This is a genomic window from Corynebacterium wankanglinii, from assembly GCF_013601005.1.
Lineage (GTDB): Bacteria > Actinomycetota > Actinomycetes > Mycobacteriales > Mycobacteriaceae > Corynebacterium > Corynebacterium wankanglinii.
Genome location: NZ_JABFED010000009.1, coordinates 34845 through 52507 on the forward strand (window position 1 = coordinate 34845; position 17663 = coordinate 52507).

Sequence of the window (17663 nt, forward strand, 5' to 3'; positions counted from 1 at the left end):
ATGGCACAACGGCACGGCGCGCACGAGCGGGGTGGCCGGGGTAGCGGCGCCCACGAGGCGCAGCGCCGCTCCGGCGACGAGGATTTCGCTGACTGGTTTGACAGCTGGGACCTCGAGTCGGGGGGCGCGGTACCCGCGCAGAAGTCTCGAGAGCATAGGGCGCTTGACGACGCCTCGCGGGCGCCCCAGTCCAGGTCCAGCCGCGTCGCGGCTGGTGCCGACAGCGCGCTGACCGCGTTTGCACGCGAATATGGATGGCGCGCGTATGCCATTCCCGTGCTTGCCGTTATCACCGTGTTTGTGCTGATCAACATGGTGCAAAACCCGGAAGATGTCGCGCTCGGCTCCCCGGAGGCATCGGGTGCCTATAAAGGTGCGGCCTCGCCTGCGGAGCCAGGGGAAAATACTGATGGTGTGAAACCGCTGGAGCCGGCGAAGATCGCGGAAGGCGAGTTCGACCCCCACGACTTGCCGCCCGGCGGAAGCTACACCACCACCGGGGAGGGGACGTTCTACGAGGTGGGAGCGCCGGGGATGACCGCGGGCGAGGGCACCGAGCTGGTGGTCCGCTTCGCTGTGGAGGTCGAGCGTGGCATCGACAGCTCCGGCTACGGCGGAGACAACGCGTTTGCCCATCTGGTGGATGCGACACTGAGTGATCCGAGAGGGTGGATCAACGACCCGCGCTTCCGCTTCGAGCACGTGGGCGTGGGGGACAACCCGACGTTGAAAATCCGCTTGGCGTCGTTGGACACTACCGCTGAGCTGTGCGGGGCGCAGTTGGGAACAGAGACGAGCTGTCGTACGCGAATTACCGGCGAAGACACCGTTTTGATCAACGAGTCGCGCTGGGTCCGTGGCGCAGTGCCGTTCCAAGGCGACTTGGGCAGCTACCGCCAGTACGTGGTCAACCATGAGGTGGGCCACGCGCTTGGCTTTGCGGATCATGTGCCGTGCCCGGAGCCTAACGCTCTAGCGCCGATCATGATGCAGCAGACGCTCAGTCTGAATAACGCCCAGTTGCGTGAGATGAATCCGGATGACCAGTACCCGGACAACGCGGATACGTGCCGCCCCAACCCGTGGCCGTACCCGCGTCCCGCGGTGCTCTAGGAGGGCTGCAGGTGGCCAACAACACTGCTTCGGCGATCCCCGAGCACGTACTCTCGGCGTTCCAGCTGGACGGCCGGGTGGGGTTACCGCTGGGTGCCGCGTGGGACAACGGCGTGCGTTACGGGCGAGTGGTCGTCTCCCAGGCAAGCGCGACCGCGGCTTGGTCGGGCAAGGCGCGTGAGCGCGCCGGGGAGTTCGGCCCCGGGATCGGGGTCTCCCGCCCGGTGCGTGCGACGGACGGCCGCCTCGTCGTAGGAGGGTTCAAGGCCAGCGAGTTCGTTGACGGCCGGGTGCTTGCGCGTATCGACGAAACGGTGGCCGCCGCCTTGCGCTTCGACGACGCCATGGACGGCATCGATGCGCCATCCGCCAGCCGTGCAGACGCGTTCGATAGCGCTGAACGCGCGGTGTGGCGCGGCTATACGCCACAAGCGGGAGACGTGGTGGCGCACACGGATTTCGCCTCCTGTCTGCTCTTCGCCGGCGATGCGGTGCCCACGCTGACGGATCTTGTGCCGTCCGCTGGCAAGCGCCCCCGCGGCTACACCGCCGCCCTGGTGATTGTGGACGGCCTGATGGCCGGGGCCGTGGACGCAGCGGTGCTGGATCGGTGGGCACATGTTGCGGGTCTCCGGGAGCTGGCGCGTCGCGCGTTGGAGTACCGTGTGGCCTGCGCGAAAGCCAGTGGTTCGAATGTGAGTTCGATAGCCGAGAGGGTGCAAGAGACTCTCGCGTCGGAGTAGATGACACAATCTGGCCCATGAACGTTCACCGACCGTTACCCGTGCCTCCTGCCGCACGTGAACCGAGGGCATACCTCGTCCCACGAACACGACCGAACGCAGCACGGGAGTGGCCGGTGGCTCTCCCCGATCGGGGACTGTTCAAAGTCACCGGGGCGCCCGGCTCGGGGGTGTCGAGCTTTCTGCTGGATACCGCCTCCGAAGCCATCCGCAGACACGCGGGTGACGGGGGCGGTGGAGTACTGGTGCTTACTGATTCGAAGGAGACCGGCGCCAGGCTGCGCTCCGAATTGTCGGACACGCTTGCAGCCTCCGGTTTTGTCGCAGACGAGCCGGTGGTTCGCTCCGTGCACTCGCTCGCCTTCGCGCTGGTGCGGCAACAGCTGGATGCTGAACTGCGCCTTATCTCCGGTGCAGAGCAAGATGCGGTGATACGCCAACTGTTGCAGGGCCACGCCGAGGACGGCGGCGGCAGTTGGCCACCAGAACTGCGCCCCGCGCTGCCCATGGTGGGATTCGCGCGACAGCTGCGTGATTTCCTCCTCCGTGCCATCGAGCGCGGCCTGGGGCCAGAAGATTTAGCCCGGCTGGGGCAGGCCCACGAGATTGGCATTTGGTCCGCTTCCGGCGACTTCCTGCGCGAATACCAACAAGTCATGGCACTGTCCGGAGCGCACAGGATGTCCGCGTCTGAGCTCGTTGTTGCAGCGCTTGAGGCAGAGCTGCCCCGGCGGTGGCACACCGTGATTGTGGATGATGCGCAGCACTTGGCGCCGGCGTCCGCGGAGCTGGTGATGCGCCTGCTGCGCCAGGCTGAGCTGGGAGTAGTAGGCGGCGACACTGAGCAGTCGGTGTTTCGATTCCGCGGTGCGTCTCCCGCGTTTTTCCGGAACCTCGGAGGCTTAGAGCACGAGGTGATCGACCTGGGAGCAACGCGAAGAACCCCGGTGCGCAGCGCCGCAATCGCTGACAGCAGCGGCGCAGAGCTCGCGTTGGTCGCCGACGAGTTACGGCGCGCCCACCTTGAAGACGACGTGGAGTATCGGGACATGGCGGTCGTGGTTCGATCCACCCCACAGTTGGAGCCTGTGCGGCGTGCACTGCTGCGGGCAGGTGTGCCCGTTGCACTCAATCCCACAGACCTAGTGCTAGGGGAGCAACGTATCGTGGCTGCGCTCATCCTTGGTGTGCGCGCGTTGTACGAAGAACTCACCGCTGCGCAGTGGCGGGATCTGTTGTTGAGCCCAGTGGGTGGCGCGGACCCGGTAACACTGCGCCGGCTGCTGCGCGGACTGCGCCGTTGGGCGCCGCAGCGCCGCGCGGAGGAAAGCCTGCAGGAGCTGCTGATCTCCCCGGCCGAGCTGCCGGATTTCGGAACCGCGCTCACGGACCGAGAACTCGACATTTTGCGCCGCGTGCGCGGCGTGCTCGACGCCGGACGTGCAGCGCTGGCGAACGGCGGCAGCGTGGAGGACGTGCTGTGGGCACTATGGCACGCCACCGGACTGTCCAACAGGCTGATGGCCGCAGCGCTTCGAGGAGGCGCCACCGGCTCCCAAGCGGACCGGGACTTGGATTCCGTGATGGCGCTGTTTGACGCGGCGGGAGACTACACGGAGCGCAGGCCGACAGCCGGCATCGAATCTTTCGTCGCCTCAATCGCCGAGCAGGAACTGCCCACGGGTGTGCGTGACCGGCGAAACGCCACACCGGACGCTGTGGCGTTGTTGACGGCCCACGGTGCAGCCGGCCGGGAGTTTCGGCGCGTGATCGTGGCCGGTGTGCAAGAGCTGACCTGGCCGAGTCTGGGGGAGACGGGTTCGCTGTTCAGACAAGAAGACTTGGTCGACCTCATCGATGAGCGGGTCGACCCTGCTGTGCCGGTGTCCCACGTCAACGAGCGTCTGGTGGAGGAGCGCCGGTTGTTCACGGTTGCCACTAGCCGCGCCACCGAACGCTTACTCGTCGTGGCGGTAGACAGCGATGACGGGGAGGAGGTGGAGCAGCGCTCCCGTTTTGTCGAGGAATTTTGCCGGGATTACGCGGTGGAAGCGAGACCGGTTCGGATCGCCGGCTCGGCGACGGATGCCGCACAGGCCACTGGGGAAAACAGGGAACGCGCGGCCGCTGACAATGGTGAAGTTGCAGACATCGCGCTGGTCAGGGTGCTCGCTCACGACGACCTCATCGCAGAGTTCCGGCGCGTGGTGGCAGACCCCGCTGCGGGGGAAACGGAGCGTAGTCAAGCCGCACGCCAGCTGGCACGCCTCGCGCATGCGGGGGTGCTCGGGGCGGCACCGGAACAATGGTGGACCACCACGCAGCCCTCCACAGATGCACGTCTTCCCGTTTCGCCGGCACTCTCCCCGTCGCGGGTGGAGCAGCTGCTCGCATGCCCCATGCGCGCGGTGTTGGAGCGGATGTCGGGACTCAATGAAACGCTGGACATGGTCTACGGTTCGATGGCTCACGCGTACTTCGAAGCCCTCGGCTCCGGCGCAGACGCGGAGGAAGCGCTTGAGGCCACCGTGGCGGCGCGCCGGGCGGCAGATTCGTCGCCGGAGTGGAAGGTCGAACGCGACATCGCGGATTTTCGCGCGATGCTGGAACGGACCCACGGTTGGTTACAAGCAAGCCGCGGCGCGTTCGAGCAGGTAGCTGTTGAGGCGGACGTGGACGTGCAAATAAGCCAGAATGTCCGCATCCGCGGAAGGTTAGACCGCTTGGAGCGTGACGGTAGTGGTGCGGTGCATATCGTGGACCTGAAAACGGGTGCGTCCCCGCCTTCCGCTGCCGCTACTGCGGACAATGCCCAGCTGGCTACCTACCAACTGGCGCTGACGCGCGGCGAGTTCGTGGAAGGCAAGGTGCTCACCGCCCGCGCTGAGGCGGATCCGCTGGAGGTGGGCGGTGCCGTGCTGGTGTTCCCGAACGCAGGCAAAACCTCGCTGACCACGCGTGAGCAGGCGGCAAAGACTCAAGAGGAACTGGCCACACTCGCCGCCGACCTCGACGGGTTGCCGGACGAACTTGCTGGGCCCACGTTGTTGGCGGTGACCGGCCCGCAGTGCGAGCGCTGCGCTGTGCGGGCCCTGTGCCCGGTCCAACCGGAAGGAGCGACGATCCACCATGGCTAACTCAACTCCGATGTCGCCCGTGTTGCTGTCGCGATACCTGGGCCAGCAATACCCGCCCACCGAGCAGCAGGCAGCGGTTATCGGCGCTGAACCGGGACCACTGTTAGTGGTTGCCGGCGCAGGCGCGGGCAAGACCGAAACCATGGCTGCACGTGTGGTGTGGCTGGTGGCTAACGGCTACGCACGCCCGGATGAGGTGCTGGGGCTGACGTTTACCCGTAAGGCGGCCCAGGAGATGGGCAAGCGGATTCGAGACCGCCTGGGCTCTCTCGCGCAAAACGCGGACCTTGTGCGCCGTCTGGACCCCTCCGGCGAACTGGCGAAGAACCTCGAAGTGATTGCTCCGACGGTAGCAACCTACGACGCGTATGCCGGGGAGCTGATCCGCGAGTACGGCCTGTTTGTGCCGGTGGAACCTGATGCCCGGCTCATCACTGATGCGGAGCTGCACGCCATTGCCACAGATGTGGTGGTGAACTACTCCGGTGGCTTGCTTACCGAGCTCGGGTCCAACCCGTCACTCGGCACCGTGGTGGAAGACCTGCTCGCTTTGAGCACAGCCATGGGCAATGAACTTGCCACACCGCGCTGGGTGCGCGAGCACGCACACGATTTCCTCGCGGAGACGGAGTCCTACCCAACTGGGCCGCGCGCTCGCGTGGAATTTACCAAGGTGCTCACCCGCTGGCGCTCAAAGCAGGAGGAGCGCGCGAAGTTGCTGCCGCTTGTGGAGGAGCTGGATGCGGAGCTGCGTCGCCGGGGTGTGGTCACGTTCAACGAGCAGATGTCGGTGGCCGCGCGGCTGGCGCGGGACCACCGGGTGGTGGGTGCGTCGCAACGCTCCCGCTTCCGCGTGATCATGCTTGACGAGTACCAGGACACCTCCCACGCCCAGCGCGTGCTGCTGCGCAGCTTATTCGGTGAAGGAGCTGATCCCGGGCTGACGGTTACCGCGGTGGGGGATCCAATGCAGGCCATTTACGGTTGGCGCGGTGCCACGGCGGCCAACTTGGAGGCCTTCGTGGACGACTTCCCGGCTCCGCAGGGCGCGGCGCCCAAAAAGCAGCTGACCACGTCCTGGCGCAATCCCCCGGAGGTGTTGGCGCTGGCTAACGGTGTCTCGGACGCTGTGCTGGGGACGGGCGAAGCCCGGGCCGTAGCTGCGCTGCAAGCTCGCCCGGGAGCGGGCGCAGGCGACGTTGTTCTCGGATTCTTCCCGGAGCAAGACGAAGAGATCGCGTTCGTAGCGGAGGAACTCGCGCGGGAGTACCAAGACGCGAAGCAGTCAGGCCGGGCCTTTTCTGCGGCGGCGCTTGTGCGCAAAAACCGCCATTCGCCGGTGCTTGCGGCAGCGCTAGAAGAGCGCGGGGTGCCGTACGAAATCGTGGGACTTGCCGGGCTTCTCGACGTGCCGGAGGTTGCAGACACTGTGGCCGTGGCGACGATGCTGGTGCGCCCGGACGACGCTGCGGCAGCCCTGCGGATTCTCGGGGGGCCTGCCGTCGGGCTCGGCCTGGCGGACCTGCGAGCGCTGGCTGCACGCGCCAGCAACTTGCGCGGATCGGCCGCCGCGGCACCCCGAGACCAGGAGCCGGAAGGCCCCCAGGAGCATTTACACGCGCAACTTGCGCGGCTGGTTTCCCGCGCAGAGGAGATTGCCTCCAACACGGACCGTCCGGAAGGGCTCACCGACGCACTGGCAGACCTGGATGAGCCGGAGCGCTACAGCGACGAGGGATTGGCCCGGATGCACGATACGGCGGCGAAGCTGCGGTGGCTGCGCACCCACAGTCTGGGCAAGCGCTTGAGCGACGTCTTCGCGGACATCATTCACGTTTTCGGCATCCGTACTGAGGTGCTCGCACGCGGCTCTGCAACCGGTGCCGTGCACCTCGACCGGCTGCTCGAGGAGGTAGCGGCATACCCTGGCGCCAGCTTGGATGGATTGCTGAGTTACTTCGATCTGGCACGCGCATTCGAGGACGGGTTGACCCCGGGCACGGTAGCGGTGAAAGAGGACCGGGTGCAGATCCTGACAGCGCACAAGGCCAAGGGGCTGGAGTGGGACACCGTGGCGGTGTTGCACGCCGATGCGGAAACGTACAAAGCGAAAACGGAGACGTTCCTCACCTTTACGCGCTACCTCCCCACTGACACGTTCGGCGACCCGGATGTCTACCCCGTGTTCGCCGAGGTGGAAAACCGCACAGACTTTGAAAAGGCGGGTAAGGCCTGGTTGAAAGACGTCGCGGGTGATCTAGCAGAGGAGACTGCCCGGCTGTTTTATGTTGCGGTCACGCGCGCTGCGCGGCGGCTCATCGTCACCGGCTCCCGGCGCCGCGATGGGGTGGTGAAGGAGGCGGAGCCGTACGAGCACTTCGCCGCGATGCGTAGCCAGGTGCCCGAGTCCGCTGTGGTGGTGTGGGACGACGGGCTGAACCCTAGCGATGCAGGGGCAGACGCTGCCTCCGTCGCGGATCGTGTGTCCGCATCCGAGACAGGCCGTTGGCCGCACTACACACCGCAGCCGCACGACCTCGCCGCCGCGGAAGCGGTCCGCGCTGCGATTACGGCGCTGCCGGAATATACCGAGGGCGAGCTGTTTTCTCTGTGGGAGCGCGACGCGACCGCCTTGATTGAGGAGCACGAAGCGGCCCAAGCAGCAGATGTGCCGGTGATGATGCCGGGAGAGCTCACCGCGTCGGATGTGGTGGCGCTGCGAGCGGATCCGGAACAGTTCGCGCGTCGTGCGCGGCGCCCAGTGCCGTTTAAGCCGAACACTTACGCCAAGCGCGGCACCGCGTTCCACGAGTGGCTCGAGGAGTTCTACGGGGCGCGACCGTTACTGACCGAGGATGAGCTGCCGGGCAGCGAGGACGCAGAGGTTGACGCGGCCACCTTGGAGCGGCTGAAGCGCAACTTCGAACGTAGCGAGTGGGCCGGGCGCACCCCGGAGTACGTGGAGCATCCCTTCGAGCTCGCACTCGGTGACTCGGTCGTGCGCGGGCGCATGGACGCGGTCTTCGCGGAGCCGGACGGATGGGTCGTGGTGGATTGGAAGACTGGCGAAAAACCGTCGCGAGAGGCGATGGACTCGGCGCAATTGCAGCTCGCGGTCTACCGTGAAGCGTGGCGTCGGATAGCAAGTGACGGCAAGCCGGTGCGGGCTGTATTTTTCTACGTACGCACGGGAGAGACTTATGCGCCGCGTTCGCTGCCCGATCTCGCGCAGCTCGAGGAAATTCTGGGCGGCGCAGAAACGGGTGGACAACCCGGCGCTCAAACGGGCGTAGGACCCGGCGAAGCCGGTGTCGGCTCAGTGGATCGGATGGAAAGCGAGGAGTGGCAGGGATGAAGCTTCGGAGCCTTTTGTCGCTGCAGGCGGACGCCACCAACCTCACCGAAATTCCGGTGCACAGTCTGCTCGACGTAGTCAGCATCCCCACCACCGTGCGCGCCACACCGTGGTCCTTGATCGCCCGCCGCTTCGGATATGCCCTGTTGCTTATCGTCGCGGTCGCGTTCATCGCGTACCTGGACAGCGATGGGTATTCCGAGCCCCTGACGTTCGTGGACGCCCTCTATTACTCGGCGGTGACGCTTTCTACCACGGGGTATGGCGATATCACTCCGGTGACGCAGACGGCGCGTTTGATCAACATCTTCATTGTCACCCCGGCCCGCGTGGCCTTCCTGATGCTCCTCGTCGGTACCACCTTGTCGGTGTTGACGGAGGACTCCCGCAAGACACTCCAGATCCAGCAGTGGAGGAATAGCGTGCGCAACCACACCATTGTCATCGGCTACGGCACGAAGGGCCGCTCGGCCATCGATGCACTGATCGCGGGCGGCGCGGCGCCGTCGTCAATTGTGGTCATCGACCCGGATCCGGCCGCACTTACCGTGGCGGAGAAGCGCGGCCTGATCACCGTGCACGGCAACGGCACGAAGTCGGATGTGCTGCGGGTGGCAGCGGTCAGCCGGGCGCGTTCGGTTATCGTGGCGCCGTCTTCGGACGACACGGCTGTGCTCATCACTTTGTCCGTACGCGAGATGGCGCCGAGTGCGATGATCGTCGCCAGTGTCCGCGAGGGCGAAAACCAGCACCTGCTCATGCAGTCTGGTGCGGACTCGGTAGTGGTGTCTTCGGAAACTGCGGGCCGTCTCCTCGGCATCGCTACCGTTACCCCTCCTGTGGTGGAGATGATGGAGGACCTGCTGAGCCCGGATGAGGGTTTCGCCGTGTCGGAGCGTCAGATTGCGGACGATGAGGTTGGCGCGAACCCCCGGCACCTCGCCGACATTGTGCTTGGCGTCGTGCGTTCCGGTGAGCTGTACCGCATTGATTCCCCGGAGGCTGAGACTGTGGAGCCGGGCGATCGCTTGCTGTACGTGCGCATGAACGGCGCGGCGTCGCCGCGGGATTAGCGTGATGTTTTTGCTCATCGATGCGGCTGGGCGTTTCCCGCTCGGCGACGACGGGGAGCCTTTGCTTATCGACGCACCTCCGGCCACCGCCGACCTGTCCTCCCCGGTGCGCATCAAACCGGGCGTGACCGCGGCGCGGGTCCGTGGGGTGGATGCCGCTGACTTGACTGGGCCGGGTGGCGGCACCGGGGACGCTCGCACCCACGCCGGGCACCCGCTGGCGGCGCGCGCTGTCGGGCTGGTCAACGCCCGGGAGCGCTACCGCTACGACCCGGCCGACGGCTCCGAGCTGACCTGGGGCGACGGCGGCATTGTCGCACGCGGCGCGTCGGGCACGGCTATCTTCCCGCGGCTGGATCCGTGCGTGATCGGCGTGGTTGAGGACCCGGGCCGCCAGCGCATCCTCCTGGTGGAAAATTCCCGCCGCCCGGGATACTTCACGCTGGTCGCCGGGTACGTGGACGTCGGGGAAACGCTGGAGGCGGCCTTCGCCCGCGAGGTGTGGGAGGAGACAGGCCGCCGCGTCACCGACATCGGTTATCTCGGCTCGCAGCCCTGGCCGGCATCGGGGGCCTTAATGGTGGGGATGACCGGGCGCACCGCTGACATTGACGCGCTGGGCCCCACCGATGGGGAGCTGACCCGCACGCGGTGGGCCACCCGGGCTGAATTGGAAACGTTGACCCTCGCGGCGGAGGGCACGATTGCGCGCGCGCTCATTGAGCACTGGGCGCACCAGCCCGACGCCCGAAGCCAACAGAACCACCCGACCCGCACGACCCGGAAGGAGCACTCCAATGGCGATTGATCTCAGCGTGCTGGATGAGGACCAACGCGTGGCGGCAGAGGCCCCGCGCGGGCCGGTGTGCATTCTCGCCGGCGCGGGCACGGGCAAAACCCGCACGATCACCTACCGCATCGCCAACCTCATCGACCGCGGCCAGGTGGCCCCGAACCGCGTGCTGGCGGTGACGTTTACCAAGCGCGCAGCCGGGGAGATGCGCGACCGTCTCACCGCCATGGGCATTGGCGGGGTGCAGGCGCGCACCTTCCACTCCGCGGCGATGCGGCAGCTGCAGTACTTCTGGCCCCAAATCGCCGGGGATTTGCCGTGGCGGCTGCTGGAGAACAAGTTTCCCATCGTCGCCCGCGCCACCCGAGCCGCTGGCTTGGACACCGGCAAGGACATGGTGCGCGACGTGCTCAGCGAGATTGAGTGGGCGAAGTCCAGCGTGATTGGGCCGGAGGACTATGTGCAGCGTGTGGGCGATTCACCGCGCACCCCACCGGCTGACGCGCAGAACATCGCCCACGTGTACCGGCTCTACGAGGACGCTAAGACGAGCCCGGACGGCATGCTGCTGGATTACGACGATTTGCTCATTCACGTCGCCGGAGCGCTGGAGAACGCGCCGGCGGTGGCTGAGGAGTTCCGGGCCCAGTACCAATCTTTCGTGGTGGATGAGTACCAGGATGTGACGCCTTTGCAGCAGCGGGTGCTGGAGGGATGGCTGGGCACCCGCGACGACCTGACGGTTGTCGGCGACGCCAACCAGACTATTTACTCGTTTACTGGTGCGACCCCGGATTACTTGCTGAATTTCTCGCGGACGTACGGGCACGCGACCGTCGTGAAGCTGCAGCGCGACTACCGCTCGACGGTGGAGATCACGGACCTGGCCAACACCGTCATTGGCAAGGCCTCGGGCCGCATCGCCGGTACGCGCCTGGAGCTGCAGGGCATGCGGGGGCACGGCCCGCAGCCGCAGTTCAACGGCTACGATGACGAGCCGTCGGAGGCGCGCGCTGTGGCGCAGAAGGTGCGCAAGCTGCTTCACGACGGCGTCCCGGCCCGGGAGATCGCCATCTTGTACCGCATCAACGCGCAGTCGGCTGCCTTCGAAGCGGCGCTGGCGGATGAGGGGATTGTCTACCAAGTCCGCGGCGGTGAGGGGTTTTTCCAGCGTGCGGAGATCCGCGAGGCGTTCTCACAGCTGCTGCGTGCGTCAAAGCGCACGGACCTGCCGGATGACCCGGTGCGTGTGGCGCGTGCCGCGCTCGCACCGCTGGGGCTCACGCCCACGGAGCCGGAGGGCGCGCAGGCCCGCGAACGGTGGCAGTCCCTGAGCGCGCTGGTGGATCTCATCGAAGAGATCGTGCGCACCCAGGAGGCCTCGAATATGCAGGAAGTGCTGGTGTCGCTGCGCCGCCGTGCGGACGCGAAGCAGCCCCCGGCGGTTGACGGGGTGACGCTGGCCAGCCTGCACGCCGCCAAAGGCCTGGAATGGGATGCGGTGTTCCTTGTCGGCCTGGTGGAAAAGACGCTGCCGATCTCGCACGCCATCAAGGCCGGCGACGAGCAGATTGAGGAAGAACGCCGTCTGTTCTACGTCGGGGTCACCCGCGCCCGCGAGCACCTGCACATGTCGTGGTCGCTTGCGCGCCAGGAGGGCGGGCACAAGAACCGCTCCCGCTCGCGCTTTTTGGATGGGCTGGTGCCTGAGCTCGAGGTGGAGCAGTCCCCGCAGCGGCTCAAGCGGGCGAAGCGATGCCGCGTGTGCGGCAACCCGCTGGCCACCCCGGCGGATAAGGCGCTGGGCAGGCACGAGGAGTGCGAGCCGAGCTTCGACGAGGCCGTCTACGCGGCGCTGAAGCGCTGGCGCCTCGACATTTCGCGTGCGGCCGGGCAGCCTGCGTTTGTCGTGTTTACGGATGCGACGCTGATGTCCATCGCGGAAGCGATGCCGGCCGACGAGCGTGAGTTGCTCGGCGTCGCCGGCGTGGGCCCCGTGAAGGTGGACAACTACGGTGCGGGCGTGCTCGGGGTACTCGAGCAGTTCCGCTAACACATCCCCGTACCCCGATACCGCCGGGGAATTTCAATAACACATCGAGCAATCGGGGTGCGGCGGCAGCGTTGCCGTGCTGACCGGGATTGGGGCGAACGGGTCCACAACGCTGAGATGGCCCGGTGACGGTGTCGGCGCTGACACCCCCGGCGGGTCCGGAACCCCCGCGAGACGGCGCAAGGTCACCGCGGCGAACGCGGCACCCGCGGCCGCGGATGCTGGTTCACCGCTGACGCTCAGCGGGGAGTGTTGTTCTACCACCGGCCAGTTCGGGTCCCTGCCCAGCAGGTAGAGGCGCACGCATAGTGGGCACGGGCCGGGCCGGGCACACACTGGGCCGACGGCGACGCGCGCGTCAGCCTGCGTCACGGGCACGACGGGACCCTGGCGGATGCGTGTGAGCGCGGCCAGCTCGCCAAGCAGCGCCGTGGAGTTCACCGCGGTTACGGGCAGCCAGCGGTCTGTGCGCAGGAGAAACCTCGACAGCGCTTCGCCTCGGGCGGGTGTGCGCACGTCCAGCCCTGACTCGCGCAGACGCGAGGTGAGTGCGGAAGCGAGTGGGCCGTGTCCCACCAGTAACACGCTGGGTCTGGCGGCTGGCGTGAGCACTCGGTACGACACCAGGTCATCGACTAGACTGCGCGCCGCGTCGGCGCCGACGATCGGGGCGAGCTGCTCGATGACCCAGCTCAGTTGCCGCGCGCGCTGTAGCGTGCTCAGCAGCGCCGCCACGTCGTCGGCGCGCTCGGTTGTCACCATTCCGGTCCGGGTCGCATCGGCGCCGAACTGGATCACGTTGTGCGCGCGCAGAAACGGCTGCGCGCCTGCTGCAAGTTTCACCCGCGTGTGGTCGTTGATCATCCCAACTTCTACCCCCTCCGCCGGATCCTACAATGCATTTCCATGGCTGGCAGGCAAACACAGGCGGATGGGACGGCCTACCGGGTGATCCGGTCGGCGCGTAGGACACGATCGGTGCAGGCGCGCCTTGTCGGCGGGGTAGCGGAAATCCGCATCCCTGCGCACTTCACCGCCGCGCAAGAACGCGAGGTGGTGGGGGAGATGCTGGCAAAGCTCGAGCGGAAGACGAAGGCACGCCCGCGTGACGACGCCTCCTTGCGGTCTCGCGCCGACTCCCTCAACGCGACCGTCTTGGACGGGCAGGCGCACATCGGCTCGATCCGGTGGGTGTCCAACCAGCGATCCCGCTGGGGCTCATGCACTGTCTCAACGGGGGACATCCGCATCAGCGACAGGTTAAAGGAGGTGCCGGACTACGTCCTGGACGCTGTGATCGTGCACGAGCTGACGCACACGTTCATCCCCAACCACAGCAGGGAGTTTTACGAGTGGGCAGACCGCGCACCCCTCGCGGAGCGCGCCCGGGGCTACCTGGAGGCGTACCAGCGCTTCGGTAGCGCTTAGAGTTCGGTGCCGTCTTCGCGGCCGTCGTCCTTGCCGTCGCCCTCGTCGCGCTTGAGCTCAGGGTTGTCCCGCAGCTCCTGCTCGAGCTTGGCAAACTCGTCGTCGAAGTCGGTGTCCGGCTGGTCGTCCAAGAGCGTGTCTATGAACGCGGCGGGGTTGTCCAGGTGCTCCGCGGTGGGCAGGAAGTCTGGGTGGTTCCACACCTGGTCGCGCCGCTCGGCGCCCACGGCCGTACCGATGCGGCGCCACAGTTCGGCGGCGTCGCGGGTGCGGGGAGCGCCCAGTTCAATGCCGACGATGTTGGCAAACGCCTGCTCGGCGGAGCCGCCGGTGGCGCGGCGCCGCGCCCACGCCTCCGCAAGCTGCGGGGTGGAAGGGATGCGCTCGCCCAAGGCCTCAGCCACCACCACGTCGACCCAGCCCTCCACCAGGGCGATCAGCGTTTCCAACCGGGAGGTCGCCCCTGCGTTGCGGGTGCCAACACGGGGGGAGAGGTCTTCGCCCTGGAGGTTTTGCAGCGCTTCCTGGATCTGCTGCGGATCCCCGCCCTCAAGGTTGAGGTTGCGCGCGATTTCCTCGATGTGCGAGGTATCGATCTCCAGGCCGGCCGCGTACTCCTCCACGGAGGAGACGATGCGCTCCACCAGCCACGGCACGTGGCGGAACAGGCGCTGCCGGGCAGCTTCGCGCGCGGCGATGTAGACCATCACTTCTTGGCCGGGCAGATCCAGCCCCTTGGAGATTTCGGCGATGTTGCGCGGCAACACGGCCGCGGTGCCCGCCGGTGCCACAGGCAGGCCGAAATCGGTGCCGGTGAGCGCCTGCTGCGCTAGATCGCCCAGCGCGTGGCCGAGCTTCATCCCGAACTGCATGGCGTTCATCTGGTTCATCATCCCGGCCATGGGGCCCATCATCTCGCGGGCTTGTTCCGGCATGGTGTCCAGCTGGGCGCGGTTCATGTGCTCTGCAACGGGGTTGACCAGCCGCTTCCACATCGGCATGGTCTGGTTCAACCACTGTTCCGCGTTCCATGCCTGCGCCTTGGCCTCGCTGGCAGGCAGGTCGGTGGCCTCATCCAGCCAAAGTTCCACTAAGCGCAGCGATTCCTCGGCGGCACGTGTGTCCGCGTCCGAGACTGGGCTGACGCCGGCGAGGCGCTGGCGTGCCATGCGGGCTGCCAGCTCGAAGTTCACCGCGTCGCCCTTGTCTTGGGCGTTCATGGATGTTCCCATGCCGGAAAGCATCTGCCCGAGCTGGTTAAACATATCGCCAAGGCCGCCCCCGCCCGGTGCGCCGGACTGGCCCCCGCCGAAGCTTCCCCCGAAGCCGAATGCGGCGAACGGATTCGACCCGTCGCCGTCGCCGCGACCGTTTCCGCTGCCGCCCCGATTGTTGGCGTCGTTGTCGCCGTCGTCGTTCGAGTCGTTGGGAAAGGAGAAACCAAATCCGTTAGTCATACGCGCCAGAATACATTCAGGCTGCGTGCCCATGGGTTCGCTGTAAGCCAGCACCGGAGTTCCAACAGCTCTGCGCTAGAATCTGCGCCCATGTCCAAAGCGCTCGATGCCAACAACCGGCGGTGGTCGACCTTGGTATGGGGGTCTATCCCAGTGGTCCTGCTTGCGGGGGCGCTGACCGTAGACCACATTCCGGGCACCGACGTCCGCCTCACGGTGCCGTACGCGGCGGAAGGACCCGGCCCCACCTTTGACACGCTCGGTGAGGTCGACGGTGAGCCGGTGGTGGATATCCAGGGCGCGGACACGGAAGACACCGGCGGGCACCTCAACATGACCACGGTGTCGGTGCGCACGAACATGACGCTGGGACAGGCGCTCGGCCGCTGGATTGCTACGGACGACACGATTGTGCCGGTGGAGCAGATCCTCCCGCCGGATCTGGGTGAAGATGAGGTCCGCGAGTTCAACCAGCAGGCCTTCGTCGCGTCTGAGGCGTCCGCGACGGTGGCGGCCATGCATTACCTGGACCGCCCCACCACTGTTGTGGTCCACGACGTTGTCGAGGGGGCCGCCTCCGCGGGCATCCTCCACCCCGCAGACCGGATCACGGCCATCGCTGGTAAAGAGGTTTCCACCCCCAGCGAGGTGCAGGACGCTGTCCGGGCGAAGACACCCGGCGAGTCCATCGAGATCACCGTCGAGCGGGACAACGAGCCGCACCACGAGACAGTGGAGCTGGGGGAGAACCCGCACGAAGCGGGCCAAGCCATGCTGGGCATCCTCATGACCTCGGAACCCGCCGGCGGCGTCACCGTGAATTACAACCTCAACGACATTGGCGGGCCGAGCGCGGGCATGATGTTCTCGCTCGCTGTCATCGACAAACTCACCCCGGGCGCGCTCACGGGCGGCACGTTCGTCGCGGGCACCGGCACGATCGACGATGACGGGGAGGTGGGCCCCATCGGCGGGATCACCCACAAGATCCGCGGCGCGGAGGAGGCAGGTGCGGAGCTGTTTCTCGCCCCCGCCGGTAACTGCGACGCGGTCAAGCGCGTCCACACCGACCACATGACGGTGGCCAAGGTGGACAACCTCCCCGAGGCCGTCGCCGCGATGGAGGATTTCGCCGCCGGCCGCGACGTGCCCACCTGCTAGCTACTGGGTGGCCAGCCCCAGGTCGTAGATCCGCTGGCGCGGATCCTCCTGCTCGGTGGAAATCAGCTGCTGCATCACCTGGCCCTCGCGGTTGTCCACCACGGTGATAATCGCCGAGGTGCCCAGCGTGGACCAGCCCACCACCCGGTCGCCGTTGTCCTCCACCACGCGGGAGGAGCGCAGCTCCGTCAAAAGCTGGGTGGTGGAGGCGGCCTTGGAGTCCGAATCGAAGAACTGGAACTGCCCGATGCCCTCACCGGAGCAGTCGAACGATCCGCTCAAACCACCCGCCGCGCAGCCGTCGAACTGGTCGAAGAATTCGGGCGGAGCCAACGTGGCAAAACGCTCGCGCACATCCTCCAGCGCCGCTTTGTCCTCCTTCTTCGAGCTCGTGCTTGACGACGTCGTTTCCGTCGCCGACGAACCTCCCGCAGCAGCCCTCGTGGAGGAGGTTGCAGACCGGGATTGCCCAGAACTGGTGTCTGTCTCAGTGGTGACGGAAGTGTGCGTCTCGGCGGCGGGGGTGCCAGCCTCGTCGGCGGGCGTCTGGGTGGAGGTGATCTCCGGCGCCCGGGTATCGTCCGCCAATTCCTCGGAATCAGTAGAGCATGCGGTAAGCGTCAACGTTGCTGCGACGGCAGCAGCTGCGATGGAAAAGAAACGGGGCCGGGAAGTAGACACAGACGTCATCCTAAACCAGCTCATCGGGGTCCTGCTCAAGGCCGTAGCGCAGCGCCGCTACAACGCCCGGGGCCACGCCGGGCCCGCCGCGCAGCTCGATGTCGTCCTGGGCGAACGCCCCGCGCTCCTCCAACTCGTCCTCGGTCAGGCGCAGTTGCAGCAGCGTCTGCTCGGTGTCTTCGTCGCGCAGCACGCCGGAAAACAGGCGCGCCGGGCGCGGCGGGGCGTCCTCACCAGCAGAGGCGTCTTTAAACACGATCTCCTGGGCCAAGATCACGCCCTCGACTTCGCGCGGCCAGGCGATGCGGGAGACGTACTCCCCGAGCTCCTCGGAGCCGGGCAGGATGTGCTCCGGCAAGTCCTGCACCACCAGGGTGAGGGGGGCGGAATCATCCAGGTCCACCAGTTCGTCGATAAGCATCTGCGTCGGCACGAGCCCGAACAGCGTCGGCGGTGCGTCCCAGCCCTCCGCGTGGACGAATTCGACGGCCTCCATCATGGCCTTATTCAGTGCTTGCTGCTCGCGCACGGGAACCCTCCGGGCAACTTGGACGTTGGAGTATTTAAGCTTGAAGCTTATCTGCGTTGCACACACTAATTCTTAAGGAGCAGGCTTGGCTACCCGCCTCAATCGGCCACAACCGCGCGCCAAGAAGCCAAACAACGGGC

General features: G+C 66.5%; 13 protein-coding genes. 9 read left to right on the forward strand and 4 right to left on the reverse strand.

Going from position 1 to position 17663, the window contains the following annotated elements:
- The 7 genes from HMA55_RS10540 (at window position 1) to HMA55_RS10570 (ending at window position 12267) form a co-directional block, all read left to right on the forward strand.
- Window positions 1-1113 carry a DUF3152 domain-containing protein gene (locus HMA55_RS10540; protein ID WP_181193005.1) on the forward strand — a complete coding sequence of 371 codons (1113 nt, stop codon included), beginning with the start codon at window positions 1-3 and terminating at the stop codon, window positions 1111-1113.
- A gap of 11 nt (window positions 1114-1124) precedes the next feature.
- Window positions 1125-1856 (forward strand): hypothetical protein, encoded by a 732-nt coding sequence (locus HMA55_RS10545; RefSeq protein WP_181193006.1) that lies wholly within the window; start codon window positions 1125-1127, stop codon window positions 1854-1856.
- A gap of 116 nt (window positions 1857-1972) precedes the next feature.
- Window positions 1973-4993 (forward strand): ATP-dependent DNA helicase, encoded by a 3021-nt coding sequence (locus HMA55_RS10550; RefSeq protein ID WP_308239998.1) that lies wholly within the window; start codon window positions 1973-1975, stop codon window positions 4991-4993.
- Entirely contained in the window at window positions 4986-8348 is a 3363-nt protein-coding gene (locus HMA55_RS10555; RefSeq protein ID WP_235961951.1) for an ATP-dependent helicase, read from the forward strand. Before HMA55_RS10550 ends, HMA55_RS10555 begins: the two co-directional genes overlap by 8 nt.
- Window positions 8345-9421, forward strand: coding sequence for a potassium channel family protein (locus tag HMA55_RS10560; protein WP_181193008.1), 1077 nt, complete (start codon window positions 8345-8347; stop codon window positions 9419-9421). Before HMA55_RS10555 ends, HMA55_RS10560 begins: the two co-directional genes overlap by 4 nt.
- A gap of 4 nt (window positions 9422-9425) precedes the next feature.
- Window positions 9426-10229: an NAD(+) diphosphatase gene (locus HMA55_RS10565; RefSeq protein WP_181193009.1), complete on the forward strand. Its 804-nt coding sequence runs from the start codon at window positions 9426-9428 to the stop codon at window positions 10227-10229.
- Complete coding sequence (locus tag HMA55_RS10570; protein ID WP_181193010.1) at window positions 10219-12267, forward strand: ATP-dependent DNA helicase UvrD2; 2049 nt, start codon at window positions 10219-10221, stop codon at window positions 12265-12267. The genes HMA55_RS10565 and HMA55_RS10570 overlap by 11 nt, the downstream gene beginning before the upstream one ends.
- Window positions 12268-12300: 33 nt before the next feature.
- Here the strand turns inward: HMA55_RS10570 and HMA55_RS10575 are convergent, their stop codons facing one another.
- Window positions 12301-13131 (reverse strand): hypothetical protein, encoded by an 831-nt coding sequence (locus HMA55_RS10575; RefSeq protein WP_181193011.1) that lies wholly within the window; start codon window positions 13129-13131, stop codon window positions 12301-12303.
- A gap of 42 nt (window positions 13132-13173) precedes the next feature.
- On the opposite strand from HMA55_RS10575, the gene HMA55_RS10580 reads away from it, so the two are divergent.
- Entirely contained in the window at window positions 13174-13695 is a 522-nt protein-coding gene (locus tag HMA55_RS10580; protein WP_181193012.1) for a M48 metallopeptidase family protein, read from the forward strand.
- On the opposite strand, the gene HMA55_RS10585 is transcribed toward HMA55_RS10580, so the two are convergent.
- Window positions 13692-15152, reverse strand: coding sequence for a zinc-dependent metalloprotease (locus tag HMA55_RS10585; protein WP_181193013.1), 1461 nt, complete (start codon window positions 15150-15152; stop codon window positions 13692-13694). The genes HMA55_RS10580 and HMA55_RS10585 overlap by 4 nt on opposite strands.
- Before the next feature lie 90 nt (window positions 15153-15242).
- Between HMA55_RS10585 and HMA55_RS10590 the strand changes: the two genes are divergently transcribed.
- Entirely contained in the window at window positions 15243-16313 is a 1071-nt protein-coding gene (locus HMA55_RS10590; protein ID WP_181193014.1) for a YlbL family protein, read from the forward strand.
- Here HMA55_RS10590 and HMA55_RS10595 read toward each other — a convergent pair whose 3' ends face one another.
- Together HMA55_RS10595 and HMA55_RS10600 are read right to left on the reverse strand one after the other, a co-directional pair.
- Window positions 16314-17003: a hypothetical protein gene (locus HMA55_RS10595; RefSeq protein ID WP_219910543.1), complete on the reverse strand. Its 690-nt coding sequence runs from the start codon at window positions 17001-17003 to the stop codon at window positions 16314-16316.
- A gap of 1 nt (window position 17004) precedes the next feature.
- Entirely contained in the window at window positions 17005-17493 is a 489-nt protein-coding gene (locus tag HMA55_RS10600) for a PPA1309 family protein (RefSeq protein ID WP_181193060.1), read from the reverse strand.
- Window positions 17494-17663 lie beyond the last annotated feature (170 nt).